25 protein-coding genes are annotated in these 24,176 nt (G+C 72.2%); 7 read left to right on the forward strand and 18 right to left on the reverse strand.

Going from position 1 to position 24,176, the window contains the following annotated elements:
- From Voc01_RS39585 to Voc01_RS39610, 6 genes are read right to left on the reverse strand one after another with little or no spacing between them, the layout of a single operon-like run.
- Nucleotides 1-1,374, reverse strand: a complete 1,374-nt coding sequence (locus Voc01_RS39585) for an OB-fold domain-containing protein (RefSeq protein WP_203932835.1) — start codon at nucleotides 1,372-1,374, stop codon at nucleotides 1-3.
- A 10-nt stretch (nucleotides 1,375-1,384) separates the two neighbouring features.
- Entirely contained in the window at nucleotides 1,385-2,176 is a 792-nt protein-coding gene (locus Voc01_RS39590; protein ID WP_203932836.1) for an ABC transporter ATP-binding protein, read from the reverse strand.
- Nucleotides 2,173-3,060, reverse strand: coding sequence for an ABC transporter permease (locus Voc01_RS39595; RefSeq protein WP_203932837.1), 888 nt, complete (start codon nucleotides 3,058-3,060; stop codon nucleotides 2,173-2,175). Before Voc01_RS39595 ends, Voc01_RS39590 begins: the two co-directional genes overlap by 4 nt.
- A gap of 4 nt (nucleotides 3,061-3,064) precedes the next feature.
- The gene (locus tag Voc01_RS39600; RefSeq protein ID WP_203932838.1) at nucleotides 3,065-4,033 is read right to left on the reverse strand and encodes an ABC transporter permease; all 969 of its coding nucleotides are present in this window, start codon (nucleotides 4,031-4,033) and stop codon (nucleotides 3,065-3,067) included.
- Nucleotides 4,030-4,866: an ABC transporter ATP-binding protein gene (locus Voc01_RS39605; protein WP_203932839.1), complete on the reverse strand. Its 837-nt coding sequence runs from the start codon at nucleotides 4,864-4,866 to the stop codon at nucleotides 4,030-4,032. The genes Voc01_RS39600 and Voc01_RS39605 overlap by 4 nt, the downstream gene beginning before the upstream one ends.
- Nucleotides 4,867-6,399, reverse strand: a complete 1,533-nt coding sequence (locus Voc01_RS39610; RefSeq protein ID WP_203932840.1) for an ABC transporter substrate-binding protein — start codon at nucleotides 6,397-6,399, stop codon at nucleotides 4,867-4,869.
- 194 nt (nucleotides 6,400-6,593) lie between these two features.
- Here Voc01_RS39610 and Voc01_RS39615 point away from each other — a divergent pair, with 194 nt between their 5' ends.
- Genes Voc01_RS39615 through Voc01_RS39630 form a run of 4 tightly spaced genes read left to right on the forward strand, consistent with a single transcriptional unit; the run spans nucleotide 6,594 to nucleotide 9,181 of the window.
- On the forward strand, nucleotides 6,594-7,301 hold the full coding sequence (locus tag Voc01_RS39615) for an enoyl-CoA hydratase/isomerase family protein (RefSeq protein ID WP_203932841.1): 708 nt from the start codon (nucleotides 6,594-6,596) through the stop codon (nucleotides 7,299-7,301).
- On the forward strand, nucleotides 7,301-8,095 hold the full coding sequence (locus tag Voc01_RS39620; RefSeq protein WP_203932842.1) for a VOC family protein: 795 nt from the start codon (nucleotides 7,301-7,303) through the stop codon (nucleotides 8,093-8,095). Before Voc01_RS39615 ends, Voc01_RS39620 begins: the two co-directional genes overlap by 1 nt.
- Nucleotides 8,095-8,583, forward strand: coding sequence for a flavin reductase family protein (locus Voc01_RS39625; protein WP_239160830.1), 489 nt, complete (start codon nucleotides 8,095-8,097; stop codon nucleotides 8,581-8,583). Before Voc01_RS39620 ends, Voc01_RS39625 begins: the two co-directional genes overlap by 1 nt.
- 7 nt (nucleotides 8,584-8,590) lie before the next feature.
- Nucleotides 8,591-9,181: a class I SAM-dependent methyltransferase gene (locus Voc01_RS39630; protein WP_203932844.1), complete on the forward strand. Its 591-nt coding sequence runs from the start codon at nucleotides 8,591-8,593 to the stop codon at nucleotides 9,179-9,181.
- Here the strand turns inward: Voc01_RS39630 and Voc01_RS39635 are convergent.
- The 6 genes from Voc01_RS39635 to Voc01_RS39660 form a co-directional block, all read right to left on the reverse strand.
- A complete protein-coding gene (locus Voc01_RS39635; RefSeq protein WP_203932845.1) occupies nucleotides 9,172-9,630 on the reverse strand; it encodes a MaoC family dehydratase in 459 nt (152 codons plus the stop codon). The two genes, Voc01_RS39630 and Voc01_RS39635, sit on opposite strands and share 10 nt — an antisense overlap.
- Entirely contained in the window at nucleotides 9,623-10,339 is a 717-nt protein-coding gene (locus Voc01_RS39640) for an enoyl-CoA hydratase/isomerase family protein (RefSeq protein ID WP_203932846.1), read from the reverse strand. Before Voc01_RS39640 ends, Voc01_RS39635 begins: the two co-directional genes overlap by 8 nt.
- Nucleotides 10,336-11,031, reverse strand: a complete 696-nt coding sequence (locus Voc01_RS39645; protein ID WP_203932847.1) for a nitroreductase family protein — start codon at nucleotides 11,029-11,031, stop codon at nucleotides 10,336-10,338. Before Voc01_RS39645 ends, Voc01_RS39640 begins: the two co-directional genes overlap by 4 nt.
- A complete protein-coding gene (locus tag Voc01_RS39650; RefSeq protein WP_203932848.1) occupies nucleotides 11,019-11,726 on the reverse strand; it encodes a nitroreductase family protein in 708 nt (235 codons plus the stop codon). The genes Voc01_RS39645 and Voc01_RS39650 overlap by 13 nt, the downstream gene beginning before the upstream one ends.
- Nucleotides 11,723-12,658, reverse strand: a complete 936-nt coding sequence (locus Voc01_RS39655) for a nuclear transport factor 2 family protein (RefSeq protein WP_203932849.1) — start codon at nucleotides 12,656-12,658, stop codon at nucleotides 11,723-11,725. The genes Voc01_RS39650 and Voc01_RS39655 overlap by 4 nt, the downstream gene beginning before the upstream one ends.
- A 556-nt stretch (nucleotides 12,659-13,214) precedes the next feature.
- Entirely contained in the window at nucleotides 13,215-13,853 is a 639-nt protein-coding gene (locus Voc01_RS39660) for a TetR/AcrR family transcriptional regulator (RefSeq protein ID WP_203932850.1), read from the reverse strand.
- 160 nt (nucleotides 13,854-14,013) lie between these two features.
- Between Voc01_RS39660 and Voc01_RS39665 the strand changes: the two genes are divergently transcribed.
- Together Voc01_RS39665 and Voc01_RS39670 are read left to right on the forward strand one after the other, a co-directional pair.
- Nucleotides 14,014-14,373 (forward strand): BlaI/MecI/CopY family transcriptional regulator, encoded by a 360-nt coding sequence (locus tag Voc01_RS39665; protein ID WP_203932851.1) that lies wholly within the window; start codon nucleotides 14,014-14,016, stop codon nucleotides 14,371-14,373.
- A 98-nt stretch (nucleotides 14,374-14,471) separates the two neighbouring features.
- A complete protein-coding gene (locus Voc01_RS39670) occupies nucleotides 14,472-15,413 on the forward strand; it encodes a cation diffusion facilitator family transporter (protein ID WP_203932852.1) in 942 nt (313 codons plus the stop codon).
- A gap of 3 nt (nucleotides 15,414-15,416) precedes the next feature.
- Here the strand turns inward: Voc01_RS39670 and Voc01_RS39675 are convergent, their stop codons facing one another.
- The gene (locus Voc01_RS39675) at nucleotides 15,417-16,451 is read right to left on the reverse strand and encodes a class I mannose-6-phosphate isomerase (protein ID WP_203932853.1); all 1,035 of its coding nucleotides are present in this window, start codon (nucleotides 16,449-16,451) and stop codon (nucleotides 15,417-15,419) included.
- 56 nt (nucleotides 16,452-16,507) lie between these two features.
- On the opposite strand from Voc01_RS39675, the gene Voc01_RS39680 reads away from it, so the two are divergent.
- Nucleotides 16,508-17,953: a sensor domain-containing diguanylate cyclase gene (locus tag Voc01_RS39680; RefSeq protein WP_239160831.1), complete on the forward strand. Its 1,446-nt coding sequence runs from the start codon at nucleotides 16,508-16,510 to the stop codon at nucleotides 17,951-17,953.
- Here the strand turns inward: Voc01_RS39680 and Voc01_RS39685 are convergent.
- The 5 genes from Voc01_RS39685 to Voc01_RS39705 form a co-directional block, all read right to left on the reverse strand.
- The gene (locus tag Voc01_RS39685) at nucleotides 17,937-19,913 is read right to left on the reverse strand and encodes an ATP-binding protein (protein WP_203932854.1); all 1,977 of its coding nucleotides are present in this window, start codon (nucleotides 19,911-19,913) and stop codon (nucleotides 17,937-17,939) included. The two genes, Voc01_RS39680 and Voc01_RS39685, sit on opposite strands and share 17 nt — an antisense overlap.
- A gap of 50 nt (nucleotides 19,914-19,963) precedes the next feature.
- Nucleotides 19,964-20,143, reverse strand: a complete 180-nt coding sequence (locus Voc01_RS39690) for a hypothetical protein (RefSeq protein WP_203932855.1) — start codon at nucleotides 20,141-20,143, stop codon at nucleotides 19,964-19,966.
- A gap of 15 nt (nucleotides 20,144-20,158) precedes the next feature.
- Nucleotides 20,159-21,283: an ABC transporter ATP-binding protein gene (locus Voc01_RS39695; RefSeq protein ID WP_203932856.1), complete on the reverse strand. Its 1,125-nt coding sequence runs from the start codon at nucleotides 21,281-21,283 to the stop codon at nucleotides 20,159-20,161.
- Complete coding sequence (locus tag Voc01_RS39700; RefSeq protein WP_239160836.1) at nucleotides 21,283-23,028, reverse strand: ABC transporter permease; 1,746 nt, start codon at nucleotides 23,026-23,028, stop codon at nucleotides 21,283-21,285. Before Voc01_RS39700 ends, Voc01_RS39695 begins: the two co-directional genes overlap by 1 nt.
- A gap of 63 nt (nucleotides 23,029-23,091) precedes the next feature.
- Nucleotides 23,092-24,162 (reverse strand): ABC transporter substrate-binding protein, encoded by a 1,071-nt coding sequence (locus tag Voc01_RS39705; protein ID WP_203932858.1) that lies wholly within the window; start codon nucleotides 24,160-24,162, stop codon nucleotides 23,092-23,094.
- Between the last annotated feature and the right edge of the window lie 14 nt (nucleotides 24,163-24,176).

The raw sequence follows: 24,176 nt of genomic DNA on the forward strand, positions 1-24,176 counted from the left end.
CTACTCACCATGCGGATGCCTCTCGGGAACGAGCTTCCAGAAGTAGTTGTGGATGCCCTCGGTGCTCCACAGCCGCCGGAACGTCGGCGTCACCGGCATTCCCACGGTGACGTCGCCCGGCGGGACGTCGGTGGCGTATCCGGCGAGCCGGCCGCCGCCGTCGAAGTCGACGACGACCACCGCCACGTCGGGCTCGGGCATCGTGGTCAGGTGGTCGCGGGTCACGGAGACCACGCGCGCGGACCGGTCGCGCAACGACACCTTCGCGGAGCCGTCCCCGGCGATCCCGCACGACGCGCACACGCGCCCGGGTGGTGTGGTGACCTGTCCGCAGGCGCCGCACTCGCTGCCCTCGAGCCGGTACTTCCACCCGGCGCGGCGGTGCATCGGCGGCGACGCCGGTGCCTGCGCGGCGGGACGGGCCGGCCCCTGCACGTCGAGCAGCCCGCGCCAGCGCAGGTACCGGCCGTAGGTCAGCGGCTGCCGCGCGGCGAGCTGGTCGCGCACCGACGCGCCGCCGCGGGCCCGCCGCACGCCGTCGCCGACCCGGAACACGAACGCGTCGGCGCCCTCGGTGGCCGACACCAGCAGGACCGTCTGTCCGGACGCGGCCTCGTCGAGGGTGGCCGCGAGGAGGAGACCGGGGTGCGCGGCACCGGTGAACCCGGTCGCCCGTTCGACCGCGGCGTCGGTCCCGCTGCCCTTGAGCGCCTTGCGGATCACGGCGGCCGCGCGGGCGTTCGACGACGACACCACCACGTGGTCGACGGCGTCGAGCCCGGCCTCCGTCAGCGCGCGGCGCACCGCGTGCGTGGCCGCCTCGACCAGGATCTCGGCGGTGAACCGCTCGTCCCAGACGCGGTCGTGCCGCTCCCCCGGCAGCCGCCAGCGCTCCAGGAGCTCGGTGGTGTGCGCGGCGCGGGCCAGCAGCACCGCGGCCGTGCCGGAGCCGCCGACGAAGGCCGCGGCGGCGTCGCCCTGTGCCAGCTCGTCGGGCGCGCCGGGGCGCGTGGTGCGGATGTCGGCGAGGACCGCCGTCGCGCCGGTCCTCAGGGCCAGGTCGAGCGCGCTCGCGCCGGAGCGGTGGCCACGCAGATCGACCACCGTATGTTCGGGGGCCAGGCCGAGCGCCTCGTGCACGATGGTCGCCGCGGTCTTGGCCTCGTAGGGGGCGTTCGTCGTGGCGAGCAGCAGCGGTCCGGAGACGGCCAGGTGCCGCAGCGCCGTGACGGACATCGTCACGGTGTCCTCGTCGAAGGCGGCGACGCTCTTCGTCGGGCCGCCCGGTCGCGCCGGTTGTGTGGCGTCGAGGCGGTTGTCGTTCAGCGCGTACGCCGGGAGGTACGCGGCGTACGCGTCGATGCCGAAGGTCATCGGTCTCCTTCTAGGACCAGGACGGGATCGCGGCCAGCAGCCGCTTCGTGTACTCCTGCTCCGGGTGGTCGAGCACCTGCAGGGCATCGCCCTGCTCCACCACCCGGCCGCCGCTCATCACGGCGATGCTGTCGCAGAGGTCGCTGGCGAGCATCAGGTCGTGGGTGACGAACAGCAGCCCGATGCCGAGCTCGTCGACCAGGGTCCGGAACAGGCCCACGACCTTCGTCTGTGTGGTGACGTCGAGCGCTGTGGTGCACTCGTCGGCGATGACGAGCGACGGGCGGGTCACCACGGCCAGTCCGATCGCGACCCGCTGCCGCAGGCCGCCCGACAACTGGTGCGGGTAGCTGTCGAGCACACGCGTCGCGTCGCTGATGCGCATCTGCTCCAGCACCTCGACCGACCGTCGCTCGACGTCGGCCCTGGAGATGTCGGGCACGTGGCGGCGCAGCACCTCGGCGAGGTGGTGGCGCACCTTCATCAGCGGGTTCAGCGACCGTGACGCGTCCTGGAAGACCATCCCGACCTCCGACCCGCGTACCCGCGCGGTGCCGTCGACGCCGGGCGCGACCACCTGCTCGCCGCTCAGCGAGATCGACCCGGCGGTGACGCGGACGTTGCGTTCGAGCAGCCCGATCACCGACCGGGCGAGCGTGGTCTTGCCGCTGCCCGACTCGCCGACGACGCCGACGATCCGACCCTTGCGGATCTCCAGGTCGACGTCGTCCAGAAGGCTGATGTCATCGTGCCCGACCCGGGCCGTGATCGACAGGCCGGTCACCGACAGCAGATCACTCATCGGCGCCTCTTCCGCGGGTCGTGGTGGGTCAGCAGCGCGTCGCCGAGCAGGTTCACCAGCAGCACCAGCACGGTGATCGCCAGGCCCGGGAAGAACGCCATCCACCAGGCGGAGCTGAGCTCGTCCTGGCCGGCGGCGAGCATCGAGCCCCAGCTGACCATCGGCGGCACCACGCCGAGGCCGAGGAAGCTCAGCGCGCTCTCGATGAGGATCGCGGTGCCGACCTGCAGCGTGCCCAGCGCGACGATCGTGCCGGCGAGGTTCGGCAGCACGTGCCGGAACACGATCCGGGCCTCCGAGGCGCCGGCCGCCCGCAGCCCGAGCACGAACTGCCGCTCGCGGATCGCCAGCGTCGCCGACCGCGTGACCCGCGCGCACACCGCCCAGCCGGTCAACGCGAGCACCAGGAACAGCACCGGCAGCGAGCTGCCCCGGTTGGAGATGATCGCCAGCGCGATGAGGATGAACGGCAGGGCCAGCTGGGCGTCGATCAGGATCGAGATGACCCGGTCGACCCAGCCGCGGTAGTAGCCGGCGAGCAGCCCGAGCAGCGTTCCCGGTCCGATCGCGACCACCGCGCCGACGAGCCCGATGAGGATCGTGATCCGCCCGGCCGAGACGAACTGGGTCAGCAGGTCCTGGCCGAGCTTGTCGGTGCCGATCGGGTGCGCCCACGACCCGCCGCTGAGCCACGCGGGCGGCTGGCGGGTCGCGTCGAGGTTCTGCCCCTTCTCCGGCAGCAGCCCGGTGAGCGGCAATACGAACACCAGCACCCCGATGACCGCGATCGGCAGGCCCAGCCAGAACGCCGACGTGCGCCGGCCCCGCCGGACGGGCGCCGGTTTCTCCTCGGCCGCGGCCAGTTCGAGTTCGGGAAGTGCCATCAGGTCACCTCACCCTCGGGTCGACGATCGAGTGCAGCACGTCGACGAGCAGGTTCAGCACGACGAACGTGATGGCGCCGAAGATGACGATCGCCTGCACCAACGGGAAGTCGCGGAACTGGATCGCCTGCAGCGCCAGCTGTCCGAGGCCCGGCCACGAGTACACGTACTCCACCGCCACGGCGCCGGAGAGCAGGATGCCCGTCTGCAGCACGACGATCGTGAGGATCGGCATCATCGCGTTCTTGAACGCGTGCCGCCACACCACCCGCCGCGGCGCGATGCCCCGGGCGTGCGCGGAGTCGATGAACGGCTCGCCCAACGCGTCGCTCATCGACGCTCTCGTGAGCCGCGCGATGTGCGCCATCGGGTACACCGACATCGTCAGCGCCGGCAGGATAAGGTGCCGCACCGTCCCGGACTGGCCGGCCGGCAGCCAGCCGAGCTTCACCGCGAACAGCGCCACGAGCATCATGCCGAACCAGAACACCGGCACCGACTGGCCCAGCAGCGCGACCGTCGACGCGGCCCGGTCCCACCAGGTGCCCTCGCGGGTCGCGGCGAGCACGCCCAGCGGCACGCCGACCAGCACCGCGAGCGCCATGCCGGCGCCGACGAGCTGCAGGGTGAACGGCAGCCGGTCCATGATCAGTTGGGTGTTCGGCTGGTAGAACTGCAGCGAGTTGCCGAGGTCGCCGGTGAACACGCTCTTCAGGTAGTCGAGGTACTGCACGATCAGCGGCCGGTCGAGGCCCAGCTCCTGGCGCAGCGCCTCGCGCTGCTCGGGCGGCGCCATCGGGCCGAGGATCGTCGTGGTCGGGTCGCCGGACAGGCGCCCGAGCAGGAACGCCATGCTCAACGCGATCAGCAGCGACGCGAACAGCGCGCCGACCCGCACCGCGACCCGGCGTACGGTGGCGGTCTTCGGGGTCCGCTTCACGGTGGGCTTCACAGGAGCGACGGCGGTGGTCATCGGCGGGCCCTCCAGCGTGCGCCGGGCATCGCGGCCAGCAGCTCACGCGTGTAGTCGTCCTGGGGATCGGCGAAGACCTTCTCGCAGGGGCCGGACTCGACCACCCGGCCGCGGAACATCACGTGCACCGAGTCGCAGACCGAGCGCACGACCGCCAGGTCGTGGCTGATCATCAGCAGCGCGGCACCCGTGGTCGCGCGGATCTCCCGGAGCAGGTTCAGCACGTCGGCCTGCACCGACACGTCCAGGCCGCTCGTGGGTTCGTCCGCGACGATCAGGCGGGGACGCATCAGCAGCGCCCGCGCGATGCAGACCCGCTGCGCCTGCCCGCCGGAGAGCTGGTGCGGGAACCGGTCCAGCAGCTCGGGTGCCAGCCGGACCCGGGCGAGCAGCTCGGCGTCGGTGATCCACGACGTGCGCTCGCGTTGCAGTCCGCGCAGCTCCGCGAAGCCCGACCGGACCGACTGGCGCGGGTCGAGCGAGCCGTGCGGGTCCTGGAACACCACCTGCGCCTCGGGCCGCAGCCGGCGCAGGTCGCGCCGGCTGACCGTGGCGAGCGAGTGCCCGAGGAGCCGGATGTCGCCCTCGCCCCGGGTGCCGAGCCCGGTGGCGGCCATGGCGAGCGTGGTCTTCCCGGACCCGGACTCGCCGACCACCGCGACGCTCTCGCCTGCGTCGATGCGCAGCGAGACCCGGTCGACGGCCCGGAAGACCTCGCCGGTGGTGCGGTTGCGGTGCTCGACGACGAGGTTGTCGACGACCAGTACGGGGTCACGGCGGTGCCGGGCGGCATCGCTGCTGCCCGGCATCACCTTCTGGACGGAGTCCGGCATCTAGCGCGTCGTCTTCGTGAAGTCGACGGTGTTGAGCGGACCGAACACGACACCCTTCGTGTTGTTCGCGGTGGCGTAGTTGAAGATCTGCCGGTACAGCGGCACGTAGCAGTGCTTGTCGACCACGCCGATCGTGTTCAGCTGCTCGTACATCGGCGCGGCGGCCGCGGCGTCGCTCTGCTCCAGCGCCTTCGCCGTCAGCTCGTCCAGCTGCGGGTCGGGGCAGTTGCCGGTGATCGACTTGGTCTTCAGGAAGCCGCTGGCGAAGAAGTCCGGCACGGCCACGTTCGGCACACCGGCGAAGATCGAGATGCCGGGGACCTGGCGGCCGACGACACGCTTGACCAGCGTGCCGTAGTCGATCGGCACGTAGCTGACCTTGAAGCCGGCCTTCTCCAGCGCGCCACCGACGGCCTGCGAGACCTCTTCGATGTTGGTGTACTGCGCGGCCGGGTAGTGGATCTGCACGGCCGGCGCCGAGGAGCCGACGAGTTCCTTGGCCTTGTTCGGGTCGGCGGTGACGCTCTTGGCCGGCTTCTCGCCCGGCTTCACGTTGAGCAGCCCGGCGTCGGCGACGGCCTGCCCGTCGAAGATGCCCTTGACGATCGCGTCGCGGTCGATGGCCAGGGCCGCCGCCTCACGCAGCTTCGGGTCGTTGAACGGCGCCTTGGTCGAGTCGAGGAACGCGATGATCTTCATCGCGGTCTCGGTGCTGACCACCTCGATGCCGGCCTTCTTCGCGGCGCTGGCCTGCGCCGGCGGGAGGTCGAAGGAGATGTCCACGCTCTTGCTCTGGATCAGCGCCAGCCGCTGCGCGGCCTCGTTGGCCCACGTGAACGTGATGCCGCCGTTCGTTGCCTTGTTCTCGCCCCAGTAGTCGGGGTTCTTCTTCACGGAGATGTCGCGGCCGGCGTTCGAACCGCCCCACACGTAGGGACCGGTGCCGATCGGCGCGGCGGCGAAGCCCTCCGAGCCCTTCTCCTTGTAGTACGCCGGCGGCACCAGGTAGACCGTGGTGAGCAGGTCGGCGATGTTGTACTGCGGGGTCTTGGTCTTCACCGTGACGGTGGTGTCGTCGGTCGCCTCGATCGTGGCCACGTTCGTGAAGTACGACTTCAGCTGCGACGCGGCGGCGTCGCGCGTGAGCGTCAGCGTGTTGGCGACCGCGGCCGCGTCGGCCTTCTCGCCGTTGCTGAAGCTGATGCCCGGGCGCACCTTGAACGTCCAGGTGGTGTTGTCGGTGCGCGACCAGTCGGTGATCAGGCCGTTCTTCGTCGGTGCGAGCTTGTCGTCCGTCGTGATGAGCGGCTCGATGATCGTCGCCCACACGATCTGGGCGGAGCGGGCGCCCACGATCGGGTCGAGGGTGGCGGGTTGGGCGGCGAGCAGCGCGCGGATGGTCGCATTGGGGTCGGACTTGGCAGTGGTGCCCGAGTCGGCGTCGCCACCGCACGCGGCGAGGCCGGTTGCGGCGAGCGCGACCGCGGCAACCAGCGCCAACGGCCGCCGGGAACGCAAGGATTTCAAGATCATTTGTCGATGTCCTTCACCGTGATGGACCCGTCATGCCACCGTGAGTCGGCAGCCCGTGACGCTGGCCACAAAGTACCGACCAGCCGGTATCAAGTCAACAGGTCGAACCGGTGTCGCGAGGATGACGACCGGGTTTCCCGAGCGCTTCCACCTGCACCGTTGTTTTCATACCGACCGGTATGTATGATCCGGCCGTGACCATCACGCTGACCCGCGAGCGCGACGGCCGGGTCGCCCGGGTGCGGTTCGACAACGCCGGGCGCGGCAACTGCTTCTCCACCGCGACGCTCGACGGGCTCGTCGACCTCCTGGAGGCCGCGGCGGCCGACGACGACTGCGCGGTCGTGCGCCTCGAGATGGCCGGCCGCCACTTCTGCACCGGCTGGGACACCTCGTCCTTCGCCGACCTGCGCGACGCCACCGCCGAGTCCGTCGCCGCCGACCTGCGCCACAGCGACGAGGCCGTGTCCCGCATCCGGCGGCTGCCCGTACCGGTGGTCGCCGCGGTCCGCGGCCGGGTGATCGGCTTCGGCGCCGGGCTGCTCGCCGCGGTGCACCTGCCGGTGGCCGCCGACGACGTCCAGCTGTCGCTGCCCGAGGCGCGCTTCGGGTTCGCGCCGGCCGGGGTCGGTCACGCGATCGGCCGCGCTCTCCCGCGTCCACTGGCACTTGATCTTCTCCTGGGCGCGACCACCGCGACCGCCGCGACGCTGCACGCCTGGGGCCTGGTCGCCCGGGTCGTGCCGGCCGACGACGTCGACGCCGAGGTCGACCGCCTCGTCGAGGCCCTGCTCGCCGTGCCCGGCCCGACCGTCCGCGCGGTGGTCGAGGTCGTCGCGTCCGACACGCCCGAGCGGGCCTACGAGATCTCCGCCCGCACCATCGTCTCCCGGGGGGTTTGATGAGTTTCCAGGCAGGAGAGGCCGTCTGGGTGGAGCTGTGCACCCCCGACCCCGAAAAGGCCGAGACGTTCTACGCGTCCCTGCTCGGCTGGACGGTGCGGCACGAGAAGCTCGGCTCCACCACCTACCGCATGTGCAGCCTCGGCGGCCGCGACGTCGCCGGGATCTCCGACGCGGGAGGCCTGCACGGCGGCCGGCCCCGCGGCTGGATCACCTACTTCGCCGTCGACGACATCGGGCACTCGGCCCGCGAGGCGGTACGGCTGGGCGGCGAGCTGGTCACCCCACCGCGGTACCTGCCCGCGGCCGGCACCGGCGCCGCGGTGATCGACCCGTTCGGCGCCGCGTTCGGCCTGTACCAGGGCGAGTCGCGGGCCGGGGTGCAGGTGCTCAACGCGGTCGGCGCGCTGTGCTGGAACGAGCTCGACACCGGCGAGCCCGAACGGTCGGTGGCCTACTACCGGGAGCTGTTCGGCTTCACGGCACGCGATCACGGCGACTCGCCCACGGCCGGGCCGTACACGCTGCTGATGCTCGGTGACGTGCCGGTCGCCGGGGTGCTGGAGCTCGACAACCAGTGGCCCAACATCGTGCCGTCGAAGTGGATCACCTACTTCAGCGTCGCCGACCTCGACGCGGCCGTCGCCCGGGTGGGCGCGCTCGGCGGCATGGCGACGGTCGGACCGGTCGACAGCCCGTACGGGCGGCTGCAGCTGGTGAAGGACGTCGGTGGACACACGTTGTGCCTGATCCAGCTGGAAGGCGGCCTCCGCGGGCCGGTGATGGAGCGATGATGACCGAGCCCCTCTTCGACTCCACGCAGTTCCGCCAGGTCTGCGGCCACTTCCCCACCGGCGTCACGGCCGTCACCGCCGTGACCGCGGGCGGCGACCTCGCCGCGCTGACCGTGAACTCGTTCACCTCGGTGTCGCTCGACCCGCCCAAGGTCCTGTTCTGCGTGGCGACCGCGGCGTCGAGCTTCCCGGTGCTCATGGAGGCCGAGCGCATCGCGGTGCACATCCTCAGCCAGGAACAGGAGGACGTCGCCCGCCGGTTCGCCACCTCGGGCCTGACCGGCGCCGACAAGCTGGCCGGCGTCCCGTGGGTCCCCGGCCCGGACGGCGTACCGCTGCTCCCCCGCACCCCGGCGGTGCTGGCCGGGCGCCGCGACGAGGTCATCACCAGCGGCGACCACGTGATCGTCCTGCTCGACATCGACCACGTCCACCTGAAGCCGACCACGGTGCCCGCGCTCTCCTTCTACCGCGGGCGGTTCGTATAGTCGCGCGGTGGATCACGTCCGGGACGCCTACTCCGCCATCGCCGACCGCTACATCGACCTGTTCGGCACCGTCGGCCAGACCGACCCCGACGACCTGGCGTTCGTCGAACGCCACCTGACGATCCGGCCCGGCACGGTCATCGACCTGGGCTGCGGTCCCGGCCACCTCACCGGCTTCCTGCGGTCGCTGGGCGTCGACGCGGTCGGCGTCGACCCGGTGCCCGAGTTCATCGCCCACGCCCGGGCGGCCCACCCCGACGGCGCCTACCGGCTGGGATCGCTGGAGACCCTCGGCGCGGCCGGGTACGCCGGCATCCTGGCCTGGTTCTCGCTGATCCACCTGCCACCGTCGGAGCTCGACGGCGCGCTCGCCACCCTGCGGAGCGTGACGGCGCCGGGCGGCACCCTGGTGTTGGGCTACTTCGAGTCCGACGAGGTCGGCCCGTTCGACCACAAGGTGACGACGGCGTACCGGTGGCCAACCGACGAGATCTCGCGACGCCTCCAGCGGGCCGGCTTCGCGGAGGTCGACCACCTGCACCGCCCGGCCGACGGCACCCACCGCGACTACGGCGCGATCGCCGCCACCTACGTGTAGTAGCGGAACAGCACCTCGGCGACGCAGCAGGTCGTGCCGGTCTCCGCGAACTCCACCGTCACCGCCGCCTTGGCCTGGACGCCGCCCTCGATCGGCTTCGCCTCCATCAGGGTCGCGCTTCCACGTACAGGCACGCCCGGCGGCAGCGGCCTGACGAACCGGACCCGGTCGAGCCCGTAGTTCACGCCCATCGAGGACCGCTCGACCACCAGGATCTCGGCCAGCAGCCCCGGTACCAGGGCCAGCGTCAGGAACCCGTGGGCGATCGTGGTCCCGAACGGCCCGTCGGCGGCGCGCGCCGCGTCGACGTGGATCCACTGGTGGTCGCCGGTGACGTCGGCGAACAAGTTGATCTGCTCCTGGGTCACCACGTGGGTTCCGCTCGTGCCGAGGTCCGTACCCACCAGGTCGAGCAGGCCGGTCGGAGTGGGAACGGTCGTGCTACGCATCGTGCACCTCGCTCAGGGCGGTCAGGTGGTCGGTGAGGGTCGCCCACTCGCGGTCCCACTCGGGTTCCGGGATCTCGGGACGCGCGACGCGCAGCATCCGGCGCACCGCGCCGGCGTCGAGCGCGGCGATCCGACCGGCCAGCGCGTCGACGTGGCCCTCCAGCAGGTCGTCGGCGACGACCTCGCTCACCAGCCCGTGCCGTGCGGCCTCCACGCCGGTCCAGGTCTCGCCGGCGATCAGCAGGCGACGGGCGAGCGCCGGCCCGACCGCCCGCGGCAGCATGACGCTGGACCCCCAGCCGGGCACCTGCCCGACCGCGATGTGCCGGTCACCGATCCGGGCCGACGACGCCGCGACGGCGACGTCGCACGCGAGCAGCAGCTCCAGCCCGCCGCCGAACGCCGCGCCGTTGACGGCGGCGATCGTCGGCACGCCCGCCGACCGCACGGCCCGGACCAGTTGGCGGCCCCGGTCGAGGAACGCCAGCAGCGCCGGCAGGTCGCCCAGGAGCCCGGTGGCCTCGACGAGGTCGGCGCCGGCGCAGAAGCTGCGGCCCGTGCCGGTCAGCACGAGCACGCGCACGCCGTCCCCACTCTGGAGCCACCCGGAGAGACCGGCCATCACCGACGAGTCGCACGCGTTCCCGGCCGACGGACGGTCGATCCGCGCCCACAGCGCCGGCCCGCGCCGGGTCACGACGACCGTCATGACGCGCGCTCGTGCGGTCCGTTCCAGAACGCGACCTCGCTGAGGTCGGCCCGGGCCGCCGGCCGGAACTCCAGCCCCTTCGTGTACGCGACCGGCAGCAGCGTGATCGGCCGCCAGTCCGCCGGCAGCCCCAGCGCGGCCTGGACCTTCGACGCCTTGTGCGCCAACGCCGTCGCCATCACCGACCCGAGCCCGCGCGAGCGCAGCGCGAGCTGGAACGACCACGCGAACGGGAAGATCGACCCGTAGTACCCCGACGCCGTGCCACCCAGCGGCTGCGCCGGCACCGGTTTGCTGCTGCACAGCACCACCAGCACAGGCACCCGCTCCAGGTGGTCGACCAGGTACTTCACCGCTCGCAGGATGCGCGCCTGCCGGTCCTGCGCCACGGCGTCCGCGCGCACCGACGGCGACAGCCGCGTCGTCGTCGCGGCCTCGCCGGCGGCCAGCGGACCCTCGACGGTCTGGTACCAGACCTCGGTGTACAGCTCGGACAGTTTCGCCTTCAGGGCCGGGTCGTCGACGCAGACGATGCGCCAGTCCTCCAGGTTCGACCCCATCGGCGCCTGCTGGGCGAGCCGCAGGCAGTGCTCGACCACCGCGCGCGGCACCGGCCGGTCGAAGTCCATGCGGTTGCGTACGGCGCGGGTGGTGGTCAGCACCCGGTCGATGTCGGTGATCACCGGCTCCATGACACCTCCTGGTACGGGAACGGCGAACCCCACCGGTCGAGGAACGCGACCTCGCGCACCGGTCTGCGCACCGCCGGCCGGAAGTCGGTGCCGCGCGTGTACGCGACCGGCAGCATCGTGACCTGCACCGCGCCCGGCGGGATCCCCAGCAGCGACGCGACCTCGTCGGCGTGGTGCAGGTGCAGCGTGGTGATGCAGGTGCCCAGCCCGCGGGCGCGCAGCGCCAGGTTGAACTGCCAGATCGCCGGATAGACCGAGCCGTACAGCGCCGAGTTCGTGCCCGGGCCGCCGGTGGCCGGGTTCGGCCGCGTCGCGCAGGGGATCACGAGGTACGGCGCCCGGCCGATGGTGTGCGCCAGGTGCTCGGCACCGCGCAGGATCCGCGCCGTGCGCTCGCTGACGGTCCCGTCGGGCCCGACACCGCCCAGCCGGCCCTTCGCGATGTCGCTGTTCCGGGTCTTCAGCGGCTCGTGCACGTACTCCGTGTACGCGGCGAGGTACAGCCGGGCCAGCTCCGCCTTCAGCGCCGGGTCGCCCACGACGACCCAGCGCCAGTCCTCCGCCGCGCCGCCGGTCGGTGCCTGCAGGGCCAGCTGCAGGCACTCGCCGACGACCTCGATCGGCACCGGCCGGTCGTAGTCCAGCCGCAGCCGCACCGACCGGGTGGTGGTGAGCACGTGGTTCAGCTCGGTCATGTCATCAGCTCCGCGATGTGCAGCGTGTCGCAGTACTCCCGCACCTGGGCGATGCCGTCCGGCCGCACGTCGACCACCCACAGGTAGCGGTTCTGGTACCGGGCGCCGCCGGCGAGCGTCGCGTCGCCGGTCGCCTCGATCGCGACGAGCGTGTCGTCGGCGATCCAGCGGTGCGGCGTCACGGTCACGGCCGCCGACGCGTACGCGCCGCTGTCCATACGCCGGCGCATGGCGGCGAGCTTGTCGGCCATCGGCACCACGCCATGGAGAGGGCCGGCCGCGATGTCGCCGCGGCGGTGCAGGCGTCCGCGGGCGCGGTCGCGGCCGGAGTCGGTCCACCAGGTCGCGTCCGCGCGGAACAGCGCCGCGAACGCGTCGAGGTCCGCGCGTGCGAGGGCTGGCCACAGCGCAAGCGCTGTGGCGGCCGCCGGCGCGGGGTCGCTGTGATCGGTTGGTTTGGGGATACGCACGTTCCGGCGGGCCGGAACTCGTGCGCCCGCCCCGACGACCTCCTGGGCATGCAGCGTGTCGAGGTACTCGCGCACCGACACGATCGCCCCGGCCGCGTCGACGTCGAACCAGAAGCCGTAGCGGTTGGCGTACTCCGACCCGCTGGCGTGGACGCCGTACCCCTCCACCTCGATGACGCAGGAGTCCTCCCCCGCGATGACGCGGCGCGGGATCTGCCGGCAGCCGGTCGGGAACGTGGCGGGTCCCCGCTCGCGCATCAGGGCGAGCTTGTCGTCCATGCGCATCACGCCGTGCAGCGGGAAGCGACCGCTGCCGGTGCCCTCCGGGTCGCCGCCCGCGCGGTCCGGGCCGCCGTCGACCCACCACGTGGCGTCGGCCGAGCACAGCTTCTGGAGTCCCCGGAGGCTGCCCCGATCGAGGGCGGAGACGAAGTCCATCCCGACCCGCACCGCTCGCGTCACGCCACCACCGCCATCCCGCCGCCATCCTCTTCATACCGACTGGAAGGTATTACCACGACTGAGGGCGCCCCGGGAAGGCCCTCGTTCACGTCCGGACGCGGCCGTCCATGGAGACCGGCCGGCGGTGGGGCAGAGCCGGCACCTTGATCGCCGCCCGAGGAACGAACGTGCGGTCACGCTGCAGTTCAGTCCCTCGTAACTGTTCACGTACTTCACACAGGTGAATCACCGCCACTCAGGACGTAGGGTGACAAACCTCCGCCAGTCGAGGATCGACGGGCCGAGATCGCGGCCCTTACTCCCCGCGACAACCCGTCGATACCCGTTTTGACCCGTTTCGCGTCGCCGCCAATCGAGACAAGATCAGCTTCTCAGGAGGGAAAATGAAGCCTGACTTCACTTTCCCTCCTGAAAAGCTGATCTTGTTGGTTCGATCGACCCGGAGCGGATTTCGCGAACGTCACGTAGCGTGAGACGACTCGGCGATGGCTCAAGTCGTTCCTCGAATAACGATCACGAGACCGCGGCCACGCCGCTGTCGGGGGACGCAGCGCCGCTAGGCGTAGAGGCCCTCGAGCACCATGGCGCTGAACTGGCGCGCGACCTCGTCGACGCTCAGCTTCCCGCCGGTGTTCAGCCACTGGTACGCCCAGGCGCACATGCCGACGAGCCCGAACGTCGCGATCTTCGCGTCGATGTCGGAGCGGAACACGCCCCGGGCCACGCCGTCGGCCACCATGCCGGCGAACGCGGCCTCCACGAGGTCGCGCTTGCGGGTCACCTCGGCGAACAGCTCGCCGGTGAAGTAGCGCCGCTCCTGATAGAAGATCGTGACGTGCGCCCGGTACTCGGCCACGCTCGTGAGGCTGAACCGGATGAGCTCGGCCACCCGCACCTTCGGGTCGTCGCTGCCCGCCTCGATCTGCTGGATCGCGACGAGCTGCGCCTCGAGGTACTCCTCCTGGATGTGCCGCAGGAGGTCGTCCTTGCTCTCGAAGTGGTGGTAGAAGGCGCCCTTGGTGAGGCTGGCGTGGTCGGCGATCTCCTGGACCGACGTGCGGTCGAACCCGCGCCGCTCGAACAACGCGAGCGCACTCGTGATGAGGGAGTTGCGCGTGTTCTCCGGGTCGTACCCGTCGGGCCAGCGCTGCCGGCGCCGCGTCGACACCGGCCGGGTCGTCGTCGCACGAGCCATCTACGGTCCCCTATCCTCGCTCACGAACCCCCAGAGCGTACCGTCCAGTCGGAAGGAACGCTGCTACCCGAGTGCGGAATTCACTGCCGCGAATCTACCGGGCACGGGCCACCGGACGCTCCATCCGATCTACTACGCTGCGTAGGAGTCGGGAGGTGCGGTGAGGCAGCTGGGCGAGCTCGAGCGCGCGGTCATGGACGTCGTGTGGACCGCGGCCACCCCGGTCACCGTCCGCGACGTGGTCGACCGGCTCGCCGACCGCCGCCCCGCCTACACCACGGTGATGACGGTCCTCGACCGCCTGGCCGGCAAGGGGGTCGTGACCCGCGAGCTGGCCGGCAAGGCCTGGCACTACTCGGCGGCGCTGACCCGCGAGCAGTTCGTGGCCCAGCTGATGCTCGACGTCCTCGGACAGACCGACAGCCGGTCGGCGACGCTCGTGCACTTCGCCCGCGCGGTCAGCGCCGAGGAGGCGCGCACCCTGCGCCGGGCCCTGGCCGGGGAGGCCGACCCGCACTGACGTGCCGCGACGTCCGATGGGCAGGTGCCCATGGCTCGCAGGTGCGACGTCGCCGCGTACACGGGTCGGCACGTACCGTGCCCCCGAGGGGGTACGCCATGCATCTGCCGCACTCGCACGACACCGCCGAGAAGATCGACTCCGCGCTCGAAGCGTCCCGGGAGGGCATGCGGGCGCTGTGGATCTCGCTGGTCGCGCTCGGTGCCACCGCCGCCGCGCAGCTGGCCGTCGTGGCCGTGTCGGGGTCGGTCGCCCTGCTCGGCGACACGATGCACAACTTCGCCGACGCGCTCACCGCCGTACCGCTCGGCGTCGCCTTCCTGGTGGGACGCCGCGCGGCGACCCGCCGCTACACCTACGGCTTCGGGCGCGCGGAGGACATCGCCGGGATCCTCATCGTCGTGACGATCGCCGCGTCGGCGGCGTACGCCGGCTACGAGGCGGTGCGGCGGCTCCTCGACCCGGCCGACGTCACCCACCTGCCGTGGGTCGCCGCCGCCGGCCTCGTCGGGTTCGTCGGCAACGAGGTCGTCGCGCGGTACCGCATCCGGGTCGGGCGGCGCATCGGGTCGGCCGCCCTCGTCGCCGACGGCCTGCACGCGCGCACCGACGGCTTCACCTCGCTCGCCGTGCTCCTCGGCGCGGGCGGCGTCGCGCTGGGCTGGCGGTGGGCCGACCCGGTGGTGGGCCTGCTCATCACCGCGGCGATTCTGCTGGTGCTCAAGGACGCCGCCCGGGAGGTGTACCGGCGGCTGATGGACGCCGTCGATCCGTCCACAGTGGACACGGCCGAACGGGTCCTCGCGGAGACACCCGGCGTCCTGTCCGTCGGCCGGCTCCGCATGCGCTGGGTTGGCCACCACCTCCACGCCGAGACCGACGTGGTCGTCGACGCGACCCTGTCGCTGGTGCGGGCCCACGAGATCGCGGTCGACGCCGAGCACCGGCTGCTCCACGCTGTTCCCCGCCTGACGGCCGCGACCATCCACACGGACCCCGCGCACACCGCGAGCCACGGACCGCTGGCCCACCACCGGTAGCGCTCAGCGGAGGAGCCGGACAGCCTCGACCCGGCCGCGCAGCGCGCAGGTTCCCGCGCCGAACGGGACCAGCAGCGTCATCCCGGCACGGACGGGGAGAATCTCGTGGCCGGTCGACAGCTCGCCCCCGCCCGCGGTGACGACGACGACCGAGAACGCGGGGTCCAGCACGGCGTCGGGCGCGGGCCGCAGCCGTTCGGCCGTGAAGAACCCGTCGGCCGCGGTGGGCAGGAGCCGTTCCACACCGGGACGTGTCGTGGAGCCCGGCCGGGCGGCGGCCAGTCCCCGGATCCGCGCCTCGCTCCAGGCCGCGCGGTCGACGCAGCGCAGGGCCTCGTCGAACCCCAGGCCGAGGTGACCGACGGCGGCGCCGTCGAGGTCGAAGCCGGTCCACTCGAGCAGCACGGAGAAGTCGGTCGGCTCCTGCACCTCGACCAGGAGGATCCCGGCCCCGATCGCGTGTGGCAGACCGGCGGGGCAGAAGACGGCGTCGCCGCGGCGCACCGGTATCCGGTTCGTGCTGGCCAGCATCTCACCGACGTCCTGGCGCGCGACCCAGCCGGCCAGCTCGTCGGAGCCGACGTCGCGGGAGAAACCGAGGTGCACGACCGCGTCCGGTGCGGCGTCGACGATCACCCAGGCCTCGGCCTTGCCGTACGGCGACGCCAGGTGGCTGGCGGCGAACCGGCCGTCGGGGTGCACGTGCAGTGGCAGCCGCTCCCCCGCATCGAGCAGCTTCACCAGGATCGCCGGGTCGGCGCCGTGCCGCTCGACATGGTCGGCGCCCAGCCACCCGACCGGGTCTGCGGCGATCGCGTCGGTGAGCGGCCGCCCGTCGGGCAGCACGGTCAGGCCCGCCGGCGCCGCCTGGAACCTGGCCGTGGTCGAGGCCACCCAGTCCTCGGGGTGGTAGCCACCGCCGGCGGGGGCGGTGCCGTCTCCGGCGGCGCCGCGGAAGGCGGCGATGCGACCGGCGTCGCGGTAGAACGACCGTGGGGTGTTGGCGGGCAGCACGACGACCTGCGTGGGTGACGTCATACCGGCCAGCCTGCCACGACCTTCAACCCCGACCGGGCGCTGACGATCTCCCCGGCGTGAAGTCACGCATGCTCGCGGCGTACGCCGTCGTGATGGCCGGGATGATCGGGTTCTACCCGGTCGTGGCGGACCACCCCTGGCTCGGTACCGCCTGGCAGGTCGCCGTCGGCTGGGGCGCGGCCGCGACGGCCGTCGTCGGTGTCCGCCGCCACCGACCGGCCGGGCAGGCGGCCTGGCTGCTGTTCGCCGCCGGCGTGTTCCTCAACGCGACCGGCATCGCGGTCGCCGCGGTCGTCGAGTGGGCGAGCGGACCCGTCTACCCCTCGGTCGCCGACGCGTTCTGGCTGGCGCTGTACCCGTGCCTGGTGGCGGGCATGCTCGTGGTCCAGCGCCGGCACCGGCTCGGCGGCAGCTGGACGGCGACGCTCGACAGCGCGACCATCACCGCCGGCCTCGGCCTGCTGTCATGGGTGTACGTGGTGCGCCCGACCGTGCACGACGCGTCGTTGACGCTGGTGGGGCACCTGACGCTCGCTGGCTACCCGATCGGCGACGTGGTCGTCCTGGCGATGACGACCCGGCTCCTGATCCGCGGCGGGTGGCGGCTGCCCGCGCTGCGCGCGGTCGTCGGCGCGGTGGGGCTACTGCTCGTCGGCGACATCCTCTGGGTCGTCTGGTCGCAGCTGGGTCTGGAGGTCACCGGGCTGGCGCTGAGCGGCATGAACATGATCTTCCTGACCTCGTTCGCCATGGTCGGCGCCGCCGCGCTGCACCCGAGCACGCGCCAGGTCGGCGAGCCCTTCGACGATGGCACGGAACAGCAGGTCCGCCCGGCGCTGCTGGTCGCGCTGACCGCCGCCGCGCTCGTGGGCCCCGCCGTCCTCACCACCCAGGCGGTGGCCGGCCGGGTGACCGACGCGTTCGCGATCGCGGCCAGTTCCGCGGTGCTGTTCCTGCTCGTCGTCACCCGGCTCGCGGGCCTCGTGCGTCACATCGAGACGCAGTCGCGGCAGCTCCGCGAGCTGGCCCGCACCGACGCCCTGACCGGGCTGTCGAACCGCCGGGACTGGACCACCCACCTGCCGTACGCCACCGAGCAGGCCCGGCGTACCGGGCGGCCGCTCACGGTCGTCATGATCGATCTGGACCACTTCAAGCGGTTCAACGACGACTTCGGCCACCCGGCCGGCGACCGGCTGCTCAAGAGCGCGGCCGCCGCATGGCAGGAGCAGGTGCGGGCGGTCGACCGGCTGGCCCGCTACGGCGGCGAGGAGTTCATCCTGCTGCTGCCCGACGCCCCACTGGCCGACGCGTTGGCGACGGTGGAACGGCTGCGCGCGGTCACCCCGCTCGGGCAGACGTTCTCGGCGGGCGCCGCCCAGTGGACCGGCGTGGAGACCTCCGACGAACTGGTCGCCCGCGCCGACCGGGCGCTGTACGCGGCCAAGCACGCCGGCCGCGACCGCACCGAGGTCGCCGACGCCGTCACGGCTGTGCCGTAGCCGCCGCCCGGTCGGTGCAGGGCAGCCGGACCGTCGCGGTGGTTCCCGGCTGACCCATCGCGATGGTGAGGGTGCCGCGGTGCCGCTCGACGATGGCGCGGCTGATCGCCAGGCCGAGCCCGACACCCGGGATGCCGTGGTGGCGGGCGTTGCTGCCCCGGTACAGCCGGCGCAGCAGGTGCGGGTGCTCCTCGGCGGGCACGCCCGCCCCGGTGTCGGTGACGGCGAGCTCCGCGACGTCGTCGGCGCCGGTCAGGGTCACCGTGACGGTGGCGCCGTCGGGGCTGTACTTGACCGCGTTGTCGAGCAGGTGGTCGACGACCTGCCGCAGCCGGGGACCGTCGCCGGGCACGGTGAGGCGGCCGGTCCGGTCCCCGTCGACGGCGATCCCGCGGGCACCGGCGGCCGGGCGGGCGGCGGCCACCGCGCCGGCGACCACCTCGGACAGGTCGACGGGCGCGGTGTCGAGCGTGACCTGGCCGGACTCCAGCGCGGCCAGGTCGAGGAGCTGGTCGACCAGCGCGCGCAGCTGGTCGGTGTTGCGCACCACGACGTCGAGCAGCTTGCGCACCTCGCTCAGCGGCGTGGTGTCGGGCGACTCGGTGATCAGCTCGGTGTACGCGGCGATCGACGTCAGCGGCGTGCGCAGCTCGTGTCCGACGAGCGCGATGTACTCCTCGACGCTGGCGGCCAGTTGCAGCGCCAGGTCTTCGGCCCGGCGCCGCTCGAGGTAGGCGCCGATGTGGCCGGTGATGCCGGCCAGGAGCACGGCGATGGCGGGCTCGGGCTCCTGGCGCTCGCACGAGAAGAACGTCAGCACGCCGACGACGGCGGTGCCGCTGCGCACCGGCACGGCGCCGGCCGCCCGGTAGGTGGCGGCGTCGGCGATCTCGGGCACCACCGGCGAGTCGGGCCCGTGGATGTCGGGCACCCACACCGGTTCACCGCGCTCCCAGCACCGGCCCGCCAGCCCGTGGCCGCGTTCGAAGCTCGACGGCACGGGGAGCGGCTGGCTGTCGGGCGCGGTGAAGATCGCCGCCGGCAGGAGCCGGTCGCTCACCGGGTCGACGAGCCACAGCCGCACGTAGGGCCACTCGAGCCGCAGTCCGATCGCCTGCAGCATCTCGGCGGCGGCGGTGCCCGCGTCGGGCGCCCGGGCCAGGACCTCCAGCACGTCGCTCTTGCACTGCTGGTAGCGGTGGGCCCGGTACTCGGCGGTGACGTCGTGCACCGCGGCCACCGCGCCGATCAGGGCGCCGTCGACGTCGTAGATGCCGTGCGCGTTGATGACCAGCCAGTGCGGCCGCTGCTGGAGGTCGTAGGCGAGCATGTCCGCGTGCTCGACCGCCTCGCCCGCCAGCGCCCGCGACAGCGGGAGCTCCGCGGCGGTCAGCCTCGTGCCGTCGTGGTGGCGCAGCACGAAGCGGCTGGGCCACTCCGACAACGGCACCGAGGCGCTGTCGTCGCCGAAGAAGGCGCGCAGGGTCCTGTTGAGCAGCAGCAACCGGCCCTGCGGGTCGCAGACGACCACGCCGACGTCGAGCGTGTGCAGCAACGCGTCGACGAAGCCGGCGGACGCCGCCACCGCCGAGGTCGCGGCACCGTCGAGGCAGCCCTTCACCACGTCGGTGAGCTCCTGCACGCCGAACGGCTTGCGGACCACCACCGTCGCGCCGGCCAGGCGGTGCTCCGGGTCGCTGGCCGGCAGGTAGCCCGTGATCAGGGCCACCGGGGTCGCGGCCGTGTCGGGGTCGGCGCGGATGGTCTGGCACAGCCGGACGCCGTCGAGCTCCGGCATGTCGACGTCGGCGATCACCAGGTCGGGTCGCCGTGACCGGACCGCGTCGAGCGCGGCCATGCCGTTGGACACCGTGACCACCTCGTGATGCAGCCGGCGGACGACCTTCACGATCAGCCGCTGATGCTCGAGGTTGTCCTCCGCCACCACTACCAGTGCCACGGCCGGATGATAACCGACAAAAGTGGCATAAAAGACCAAAAATGACCCGGCTACCGTCGCCTGTCGCGGTTCCGGTTGGCCGGACCGACGGCAGCCGCGGCGAGGAACAGCGGGGCCAGCCCGATCACGTACACGACGACCTTCGGCCACTCGAGGACGATCTCGAGGAACAGGCACAGCGCGAGCGACACGACGGCCGCCGCGAGGATGACGAGGATTCGCCTGAGCATGACTCCCCCTGGGATCTAGCCGCCGTCGAGGACGTAGGACCGGTCCGGGCTCAACGTGATGGCGACATTCGTGCCGATGTCGATCAGGGCGTTCGGGTCGGGGCCCGACTCGGTGACGTGCAGCGTGCCGCTGATCGTCTCGACCTCGTAGTCGACGCTGTGCCCGTGGAACGTGGAGCGGAGGACGGCGCCGATGCCCCCGTCGCCGGCGGGCGCCAGCGAGATCGTCTCCGGACGGATCATCAGGTACGCCGGCGCGTTCGCCCGGACCGCCGGGTGGGCGGCGACGCGCAGCCGCCCACCCAGCGCGTTGACCGTCGCCGACCCCCCGTCGACCTGCTCGGGAACCACCTCGACGAAGTTGGCCCGGCCGATGAAGTCGGCGACGAACACGGTCGCGGGCCGGAAGTAGATCTCGGCCGGCGCGGCGACCTGCTCGACGCGTCCCTTGTTCATGACCACGACGCGGTCGGACATGCTCATCGCCTCGTCCTGGTCGTGCGTGACGTAGAGGCTGGTGATGCCGAGCCGGCGCTGGATCCGGCGGATCTCGGCCCGCATCGCGCCGCGGAGCTTCGCGTCGAGGTTCGACAGCGGCTCGTCGAAGAGCAGCACGGTCGGCTGCATGATCAGCGCGCGGGCCAGGGCGACGCGCTGCTGCTGGCCGCCCGACAGCTCGTGCGGCGACCGGTTCTCCAGGCCGACGAGGTTCATGCTGGTCAGCGCGATCTGCATCGCGGTACGGATGTCGTCGTGTCCGCGGCGGCGCAGCTTCAGCCCGTACGCGATGTTCTCGCCGACCGTCAGGTGCGGGAACAACGCGTAGCTCTGGAAGACCATCGCCATCGTGCGCCGCTGCGGCGGCAGGCGGTCGATGGACGCGCCGTCGAGCCGGATGTGGCCGGCGGTGGCGGTCTCGAACCCGGCCACGATCCGCAGCGTCGTGGTCTTGCCGCAGCCGGAGGGTCCGAGCAGGGTGATGAACTCGCCCGGCCGCACGTCCAGCGTCACGTCGTCGACGGCGGTGACCTCCCCCGACGCCGACGCGAACGTCTTGGTGAGGCCGTCGAGCTCCAGCCGTCCGACGTCGACACGGTCCTTCGACGGCAGGAGCCGGTCGCCGGGGAGGGTGGTCGTCATCAGGAACTCCGTCCGGTCGAGGTGCGGTGCAGAACGGCCGTGCCGCCGATGAGCAGCCGGATGAGGCCGAACCCGGCCAGCACGATGGCCGTCAGGACGGTGCAGTAGGCGAACGCGACGCCGTAGCGTCCGGTGTTGGCCGCGCTGAGGATCTGCGAGGTGATGATCTTAGTGTCCGGGGTGACCAGCAGGATGACCGTGGAGATCGAGGTCATGCTGCGGGCGAAGCTGTAGCTGAGACCGGTGAGCAGGGCCGGCCGGATGAGCGGCACCACGACCCGGCGGAAGGTGCGGAACGTCCCGGCGCCGAGGTTCATCGACGCCTCCTCCAGGCTGGGATGCAGCTGGGTCAGGGCGGCGCCGCCGGTGCGCAGACCGGCCGGCACGCTGCGGGTCACGTAGGCGAGCACGATGGCGAGCGCCCCGCCGGCGATCGCCGTTCCACCGACCAGGCCGGGGAACACCAGCACGTCGCCGATGTAGCGGTCGGGCCGGTAGGCCAGCAGGAAGCCGATGCCGAGCACGGTGCCGGGCACCGCGACGCCGAGGGTGCCGGCGAGGTCGAGCCAGCCGGCCGAGCGGCGCAGGTGGCGGGTCACCAGCCAGGCGATGACCAGTCCGAAGACCCCGGCGACCGGCGTCGCCACGGCGGCCAGCACCGTGGTGTCCCGCAACGCCTCCTGGCCCACACCGAGCACCACCTCCCGGAAGTGCTGCAGCGTCACCGTGTTGTCGACGCCGAAGACCCGGGTGACCGAGCCGAGGAGCACGGTGCCGTACAGGCTCACCACGATCACCGCGACGAACAGGGCCAGCCCGAAGATGGGCCACCGCACCGGGCCGGTGATGAGGTGCACGGTGCCCGACGGCCGGCCGGTGATGGTGGTCCGGATCCTGCGCCCGAGCCAGTAGCGCTGGGCCAGGTAGAGCCCGACCGCCGGCACCAGCAGGATCAGGCTGTAGACGGCGGCGCTGGTCGTGTCGTACTCACCGGTGACCGCGAGGTAGGCGCGGCTGGCCAGCACGGTGTAGTCGCCGCCGAGCGCCAACGGGTTGGCCAGATCGGCGATGGCCTCGACGAACAGCAGGAGGAACGGCGCCGCCAGACCCGGGGCGAGCAGCGGCAGCTGCACGGTCCGGAAGATGTGCCAGCGGCTCGCGCCCAGGTTCATCGCGGCCTCCTCCATCGCCGGGTCCAGGCCGCGCATCATGCCGAGCATGCCCAGGTACGCCACCGGGAACAGCGACAGCGACAGGACGAGCACCAGTCCGTCGAGCCCGTAGATGTCGTACTCGACGCCGAGCAGCCCGCTGGTCACCACGCCCTGCCGCCCGTAGAGGACGATCGCGGCCGTCGCCACCGCGAACGGCGGGCTGACGATCGGCAGCAGCGCCACCACGTGCAGGATCCGCTTGCCCGGCACGGCGAGCCGGGTCTGCACGAACGCGAACAGGAACCCGATGGCGGTGCCGCAGACGCCGACGAGCAGTCCGAGCACCAGCGTGTTCCGCAGGATCCCGAGGTCGGTCGACGAGGTCACGAACTCCGCGTAGCGCGGCAGCGCCGGGCCCGACAGGGCGGTGGACAGCACCGCCGTCAGCGGAACGACGCTGCCCACGGCGACGAGCAGCACGCTCGCGACGACCGCGACCGTCACGCCGACGTCGCGCGAGCGTCGACGGGGCCGGCGTGGCCGGTTCGGCGGGCCGGTGTCGACCGGGGGTGGTGGGGACTCGACGAGCATGCTCACTGGAACTCCTGGCGTCGGGCCGGGCTGGTGTCGATCCGGAACGGTCGGCCGCCCGGGTCAGGACTTCGGGGCCTGGGCCACGTCGGTGTCGAACCGCTTGGTGAGGTCCTTCTTCGCCCGGCCCGCCGCCGCGACGTCGTAGTCGACGAGCTTCACCGTGCCGAGGTCGACCGACTTGCTGGAGACCTTCGCCCGCGGGTTCGTGGGGACCTGGTACGACTTCACCGTCGGGCCGATCTCCTGCGCGGCCGGGGTGAGCGCCCAGTCGATGTACTTGCGGGCGCTCGTCGGGTTGTGCGCGCCCCGCACGAGGGCGACGCCGCCGACCTCGTAGCCGGTGCCCTCCGCCGGGAACGTGACCGTGAGGTCCTTGAACCCCTGCTCCTGCGTCGCCACGCAGTCGTGGGAGAAGATGACCCCGACACCGACCTCGCCCCGGGCGGCCTGCTGTGCCGGCGCGATGCCCGACTTGCTGTACTGCAGCACGTTCGGGTGCAGCCGCCGCATGTAGTCCAGCGCTTTGCCGGTGTCGCCGCCGTGCAGCGCGACCTGCGACCACAGCATCGTGTACGCGGTGCCCGAGGTGGACGGGTGGGCCAGCCCGACGTTCTTGCCGAGCCCCGGGGCGAGCAGGTCCTCCCACGACTGCGGCGCCGGCACCTTCTTCGCCGCGAGAACCCTGCTGTTGTTGCAGAAGCCGAGGACGCCGACGTACACGCCGGTCCAGGTGCCCTCGGGGTCCTTGTACCGGTCGGAGATCACCGCGGCGTTCGGCGAGACGTACGGTTCGAGCAGGCCCTGTTCCTCCGCGGCGACGAAGCCGTCGGCCGGGCCGCCGTGCCAGACGTCGAACTCCGGGTTCGCCTTGCCGGCCTGCAGCCTGGCGACCGTCTCGCCGCTGGACAGGCGCACGAACTCCGCCTCGACGCCGGTCTCCTTGGTGAAGCGGGCGGTCATGGCGGCGCACCACTCCTCGGTCGCGCCGCAGGCGACCACGACCTTGCCCTCGTCCCGGGCGCCGTCCGCGCCGCCGGCCTCGGTGCGCGCGCAGCCCGCCGCGACAGCGAGCACGGCGGCGGTCAGCAGGATCAACCAGCCCCTGACCTGTGGATGTTGCAGCGGTGCCATCGACTCGACCTCCT

The organism is Virgisporangium ochraceum, from assembly GCF_016863655.1.
Lineage (GTDB): Bacteria > Actinomycetota > Actinomycetes > Mycobacteriales > Micromonosporaceae > Virgisporangium > Virgisporangium ochraceum.

Excerpts from the sequence above, each read along its gene's own strand:
- Voc01_RS39585 (WP_203932835.1), bottom strand. The coding sequence starts at position 1,374 with ATGACCTTCGGCATCGACGCGTACGCCGCGTACCTCCCGGCGTACGCG.
- Voc01_RS39590 (WP_203932836.1), bottom strand. The coding sequence starts at position 2,176 with ATGAGTGATCTGCTGTCGGTGACCGGCCTGTCGATCACGGCCCGGGTC.
- Voc01_RS39595 (WP_203932837.1), bottom strand. The coding sequence starts at position 3,060 with ATGGCACTTCCCGAACTCGAACTGGCCGCGGCCGAGGAGAAACCGGCG.
- Voc01_RS39600 (WP_203932838.1), bottom strand. The coding sequence starts at position 4,033 with ATGACCACCGCCGTCGCTCCTGTGAAGCCCACCGTGAAGCGGACCCCG.
- Voc01_RS39605 (WP_203932839.1), bottom strand. The coding sequence starts at position 4,866 with ATGCCGGACTCCGTCCAGAAGGTGATGCCGGGCAGCAGCGATGCCGCC.
- Voc01_RS39610 (WP_203932840.1), bottom strand. The coding sequence starts at position 6,399 with ATGATCTTGAAATCCTTGCGTTCCCGGCGGCCGTTGGCGCTGGTTGCC.
- Voc01_RS39620 (WP_203932842.1), top strand. The coding sequence starts at position 7,301 with ATGAGTTTCCAGGCAGGAGAGGCCGTCTGGGTGGAGCTGTGCACCCCC.
- Voc01_RS39625 (WP_239160830.1), top strand. The coding sequence starts at position 8,095 with ATGACCGAGCCCCTCTTCGACTCCACGCAGTTCCGCCAGGTCTGCGGC.
- Voc01_RS39635 (WP_203932845.1), bottom strand. The coding sequence starts at position 9,630 with ATGCGTAGCACGACCGTTCCCACTCCGACCGGCCTGCTCGACCTGGTG.
- Voc01_RS39640 (WP_203932846.1), bottom strand. The coding sequence starts at position 10,339 with ATGACGGTCGTCGTGACCCGGCGCGGGCCGGCGCTGTGGGCGCGGATC.
- Voc01_RS39645 (WP_203932847.1), bottom strand. The coding sequence starts at position 11,031 with ATGGAGCCGGTGATCACCGACATCGACCGGGTGCTGACCACCACCCGC.
- Voc01_RS39650 (WP_203932848.1), bottom strand. The coding sequence starts at position 11,726 with ATGACCGAGCTGAACCACGTGCTCACCACCACCCGGTCGGTGCGGCTG.
- Voc01_RS39660 (WP_203932850.1), bottom strand. The coding sequence starts at position 13,853 with ATGGCTCGTGCGACGACGACCCGGCCGGTGTCGACGCGGCGCCGGCAG.
- Voc01_RS39670 (WP_203932852.1), top strand. The coding sequence starts at position 14,472 with ATGCATCTGCCGCACTCGCACGACACCGCCGAGAAGATCGACTCCGCG.
- Voc01_RS39675 (WP_203932853.1), bottom strand. The coding sequence starts at position 16,451 with ATGACGTCACCCACGCAGGTCGTCGTGCTGCCCGCCAACACCCCACGG.
- Voc01_RS39690 (WP_203932855.1), bottom strand. The coding sequence starts at position 20,143 with ATGCTCAGGCGAATCCTCGTCATCCTCGCGGCGGCCGTCGTGTCGCTC.
- Voc01_RS39695 (WP_203932856.1), bottom strand. The coding sequence starts at position 21,283 with ATGACGACCACCCTCCCCGGCGACCGGCTCCTGCCGTCGAAGGACCGT.
- Voc01_RS39700 (WP_239160836.1), bottom strand. The coding sequence starts at position 23,028 with ATGCTCGTCGAGTCCCCACCACCCCCGGTCGACACCGGCCCGCCGAAC.
- Voc01_RS39705 (WP_203932858.1), bottom strand. The coding sequence starts at position 24,162 with ATGGCACCGCTGCAACATCCACAGGTCAGGGGCTGGTTGATCCTGCTG.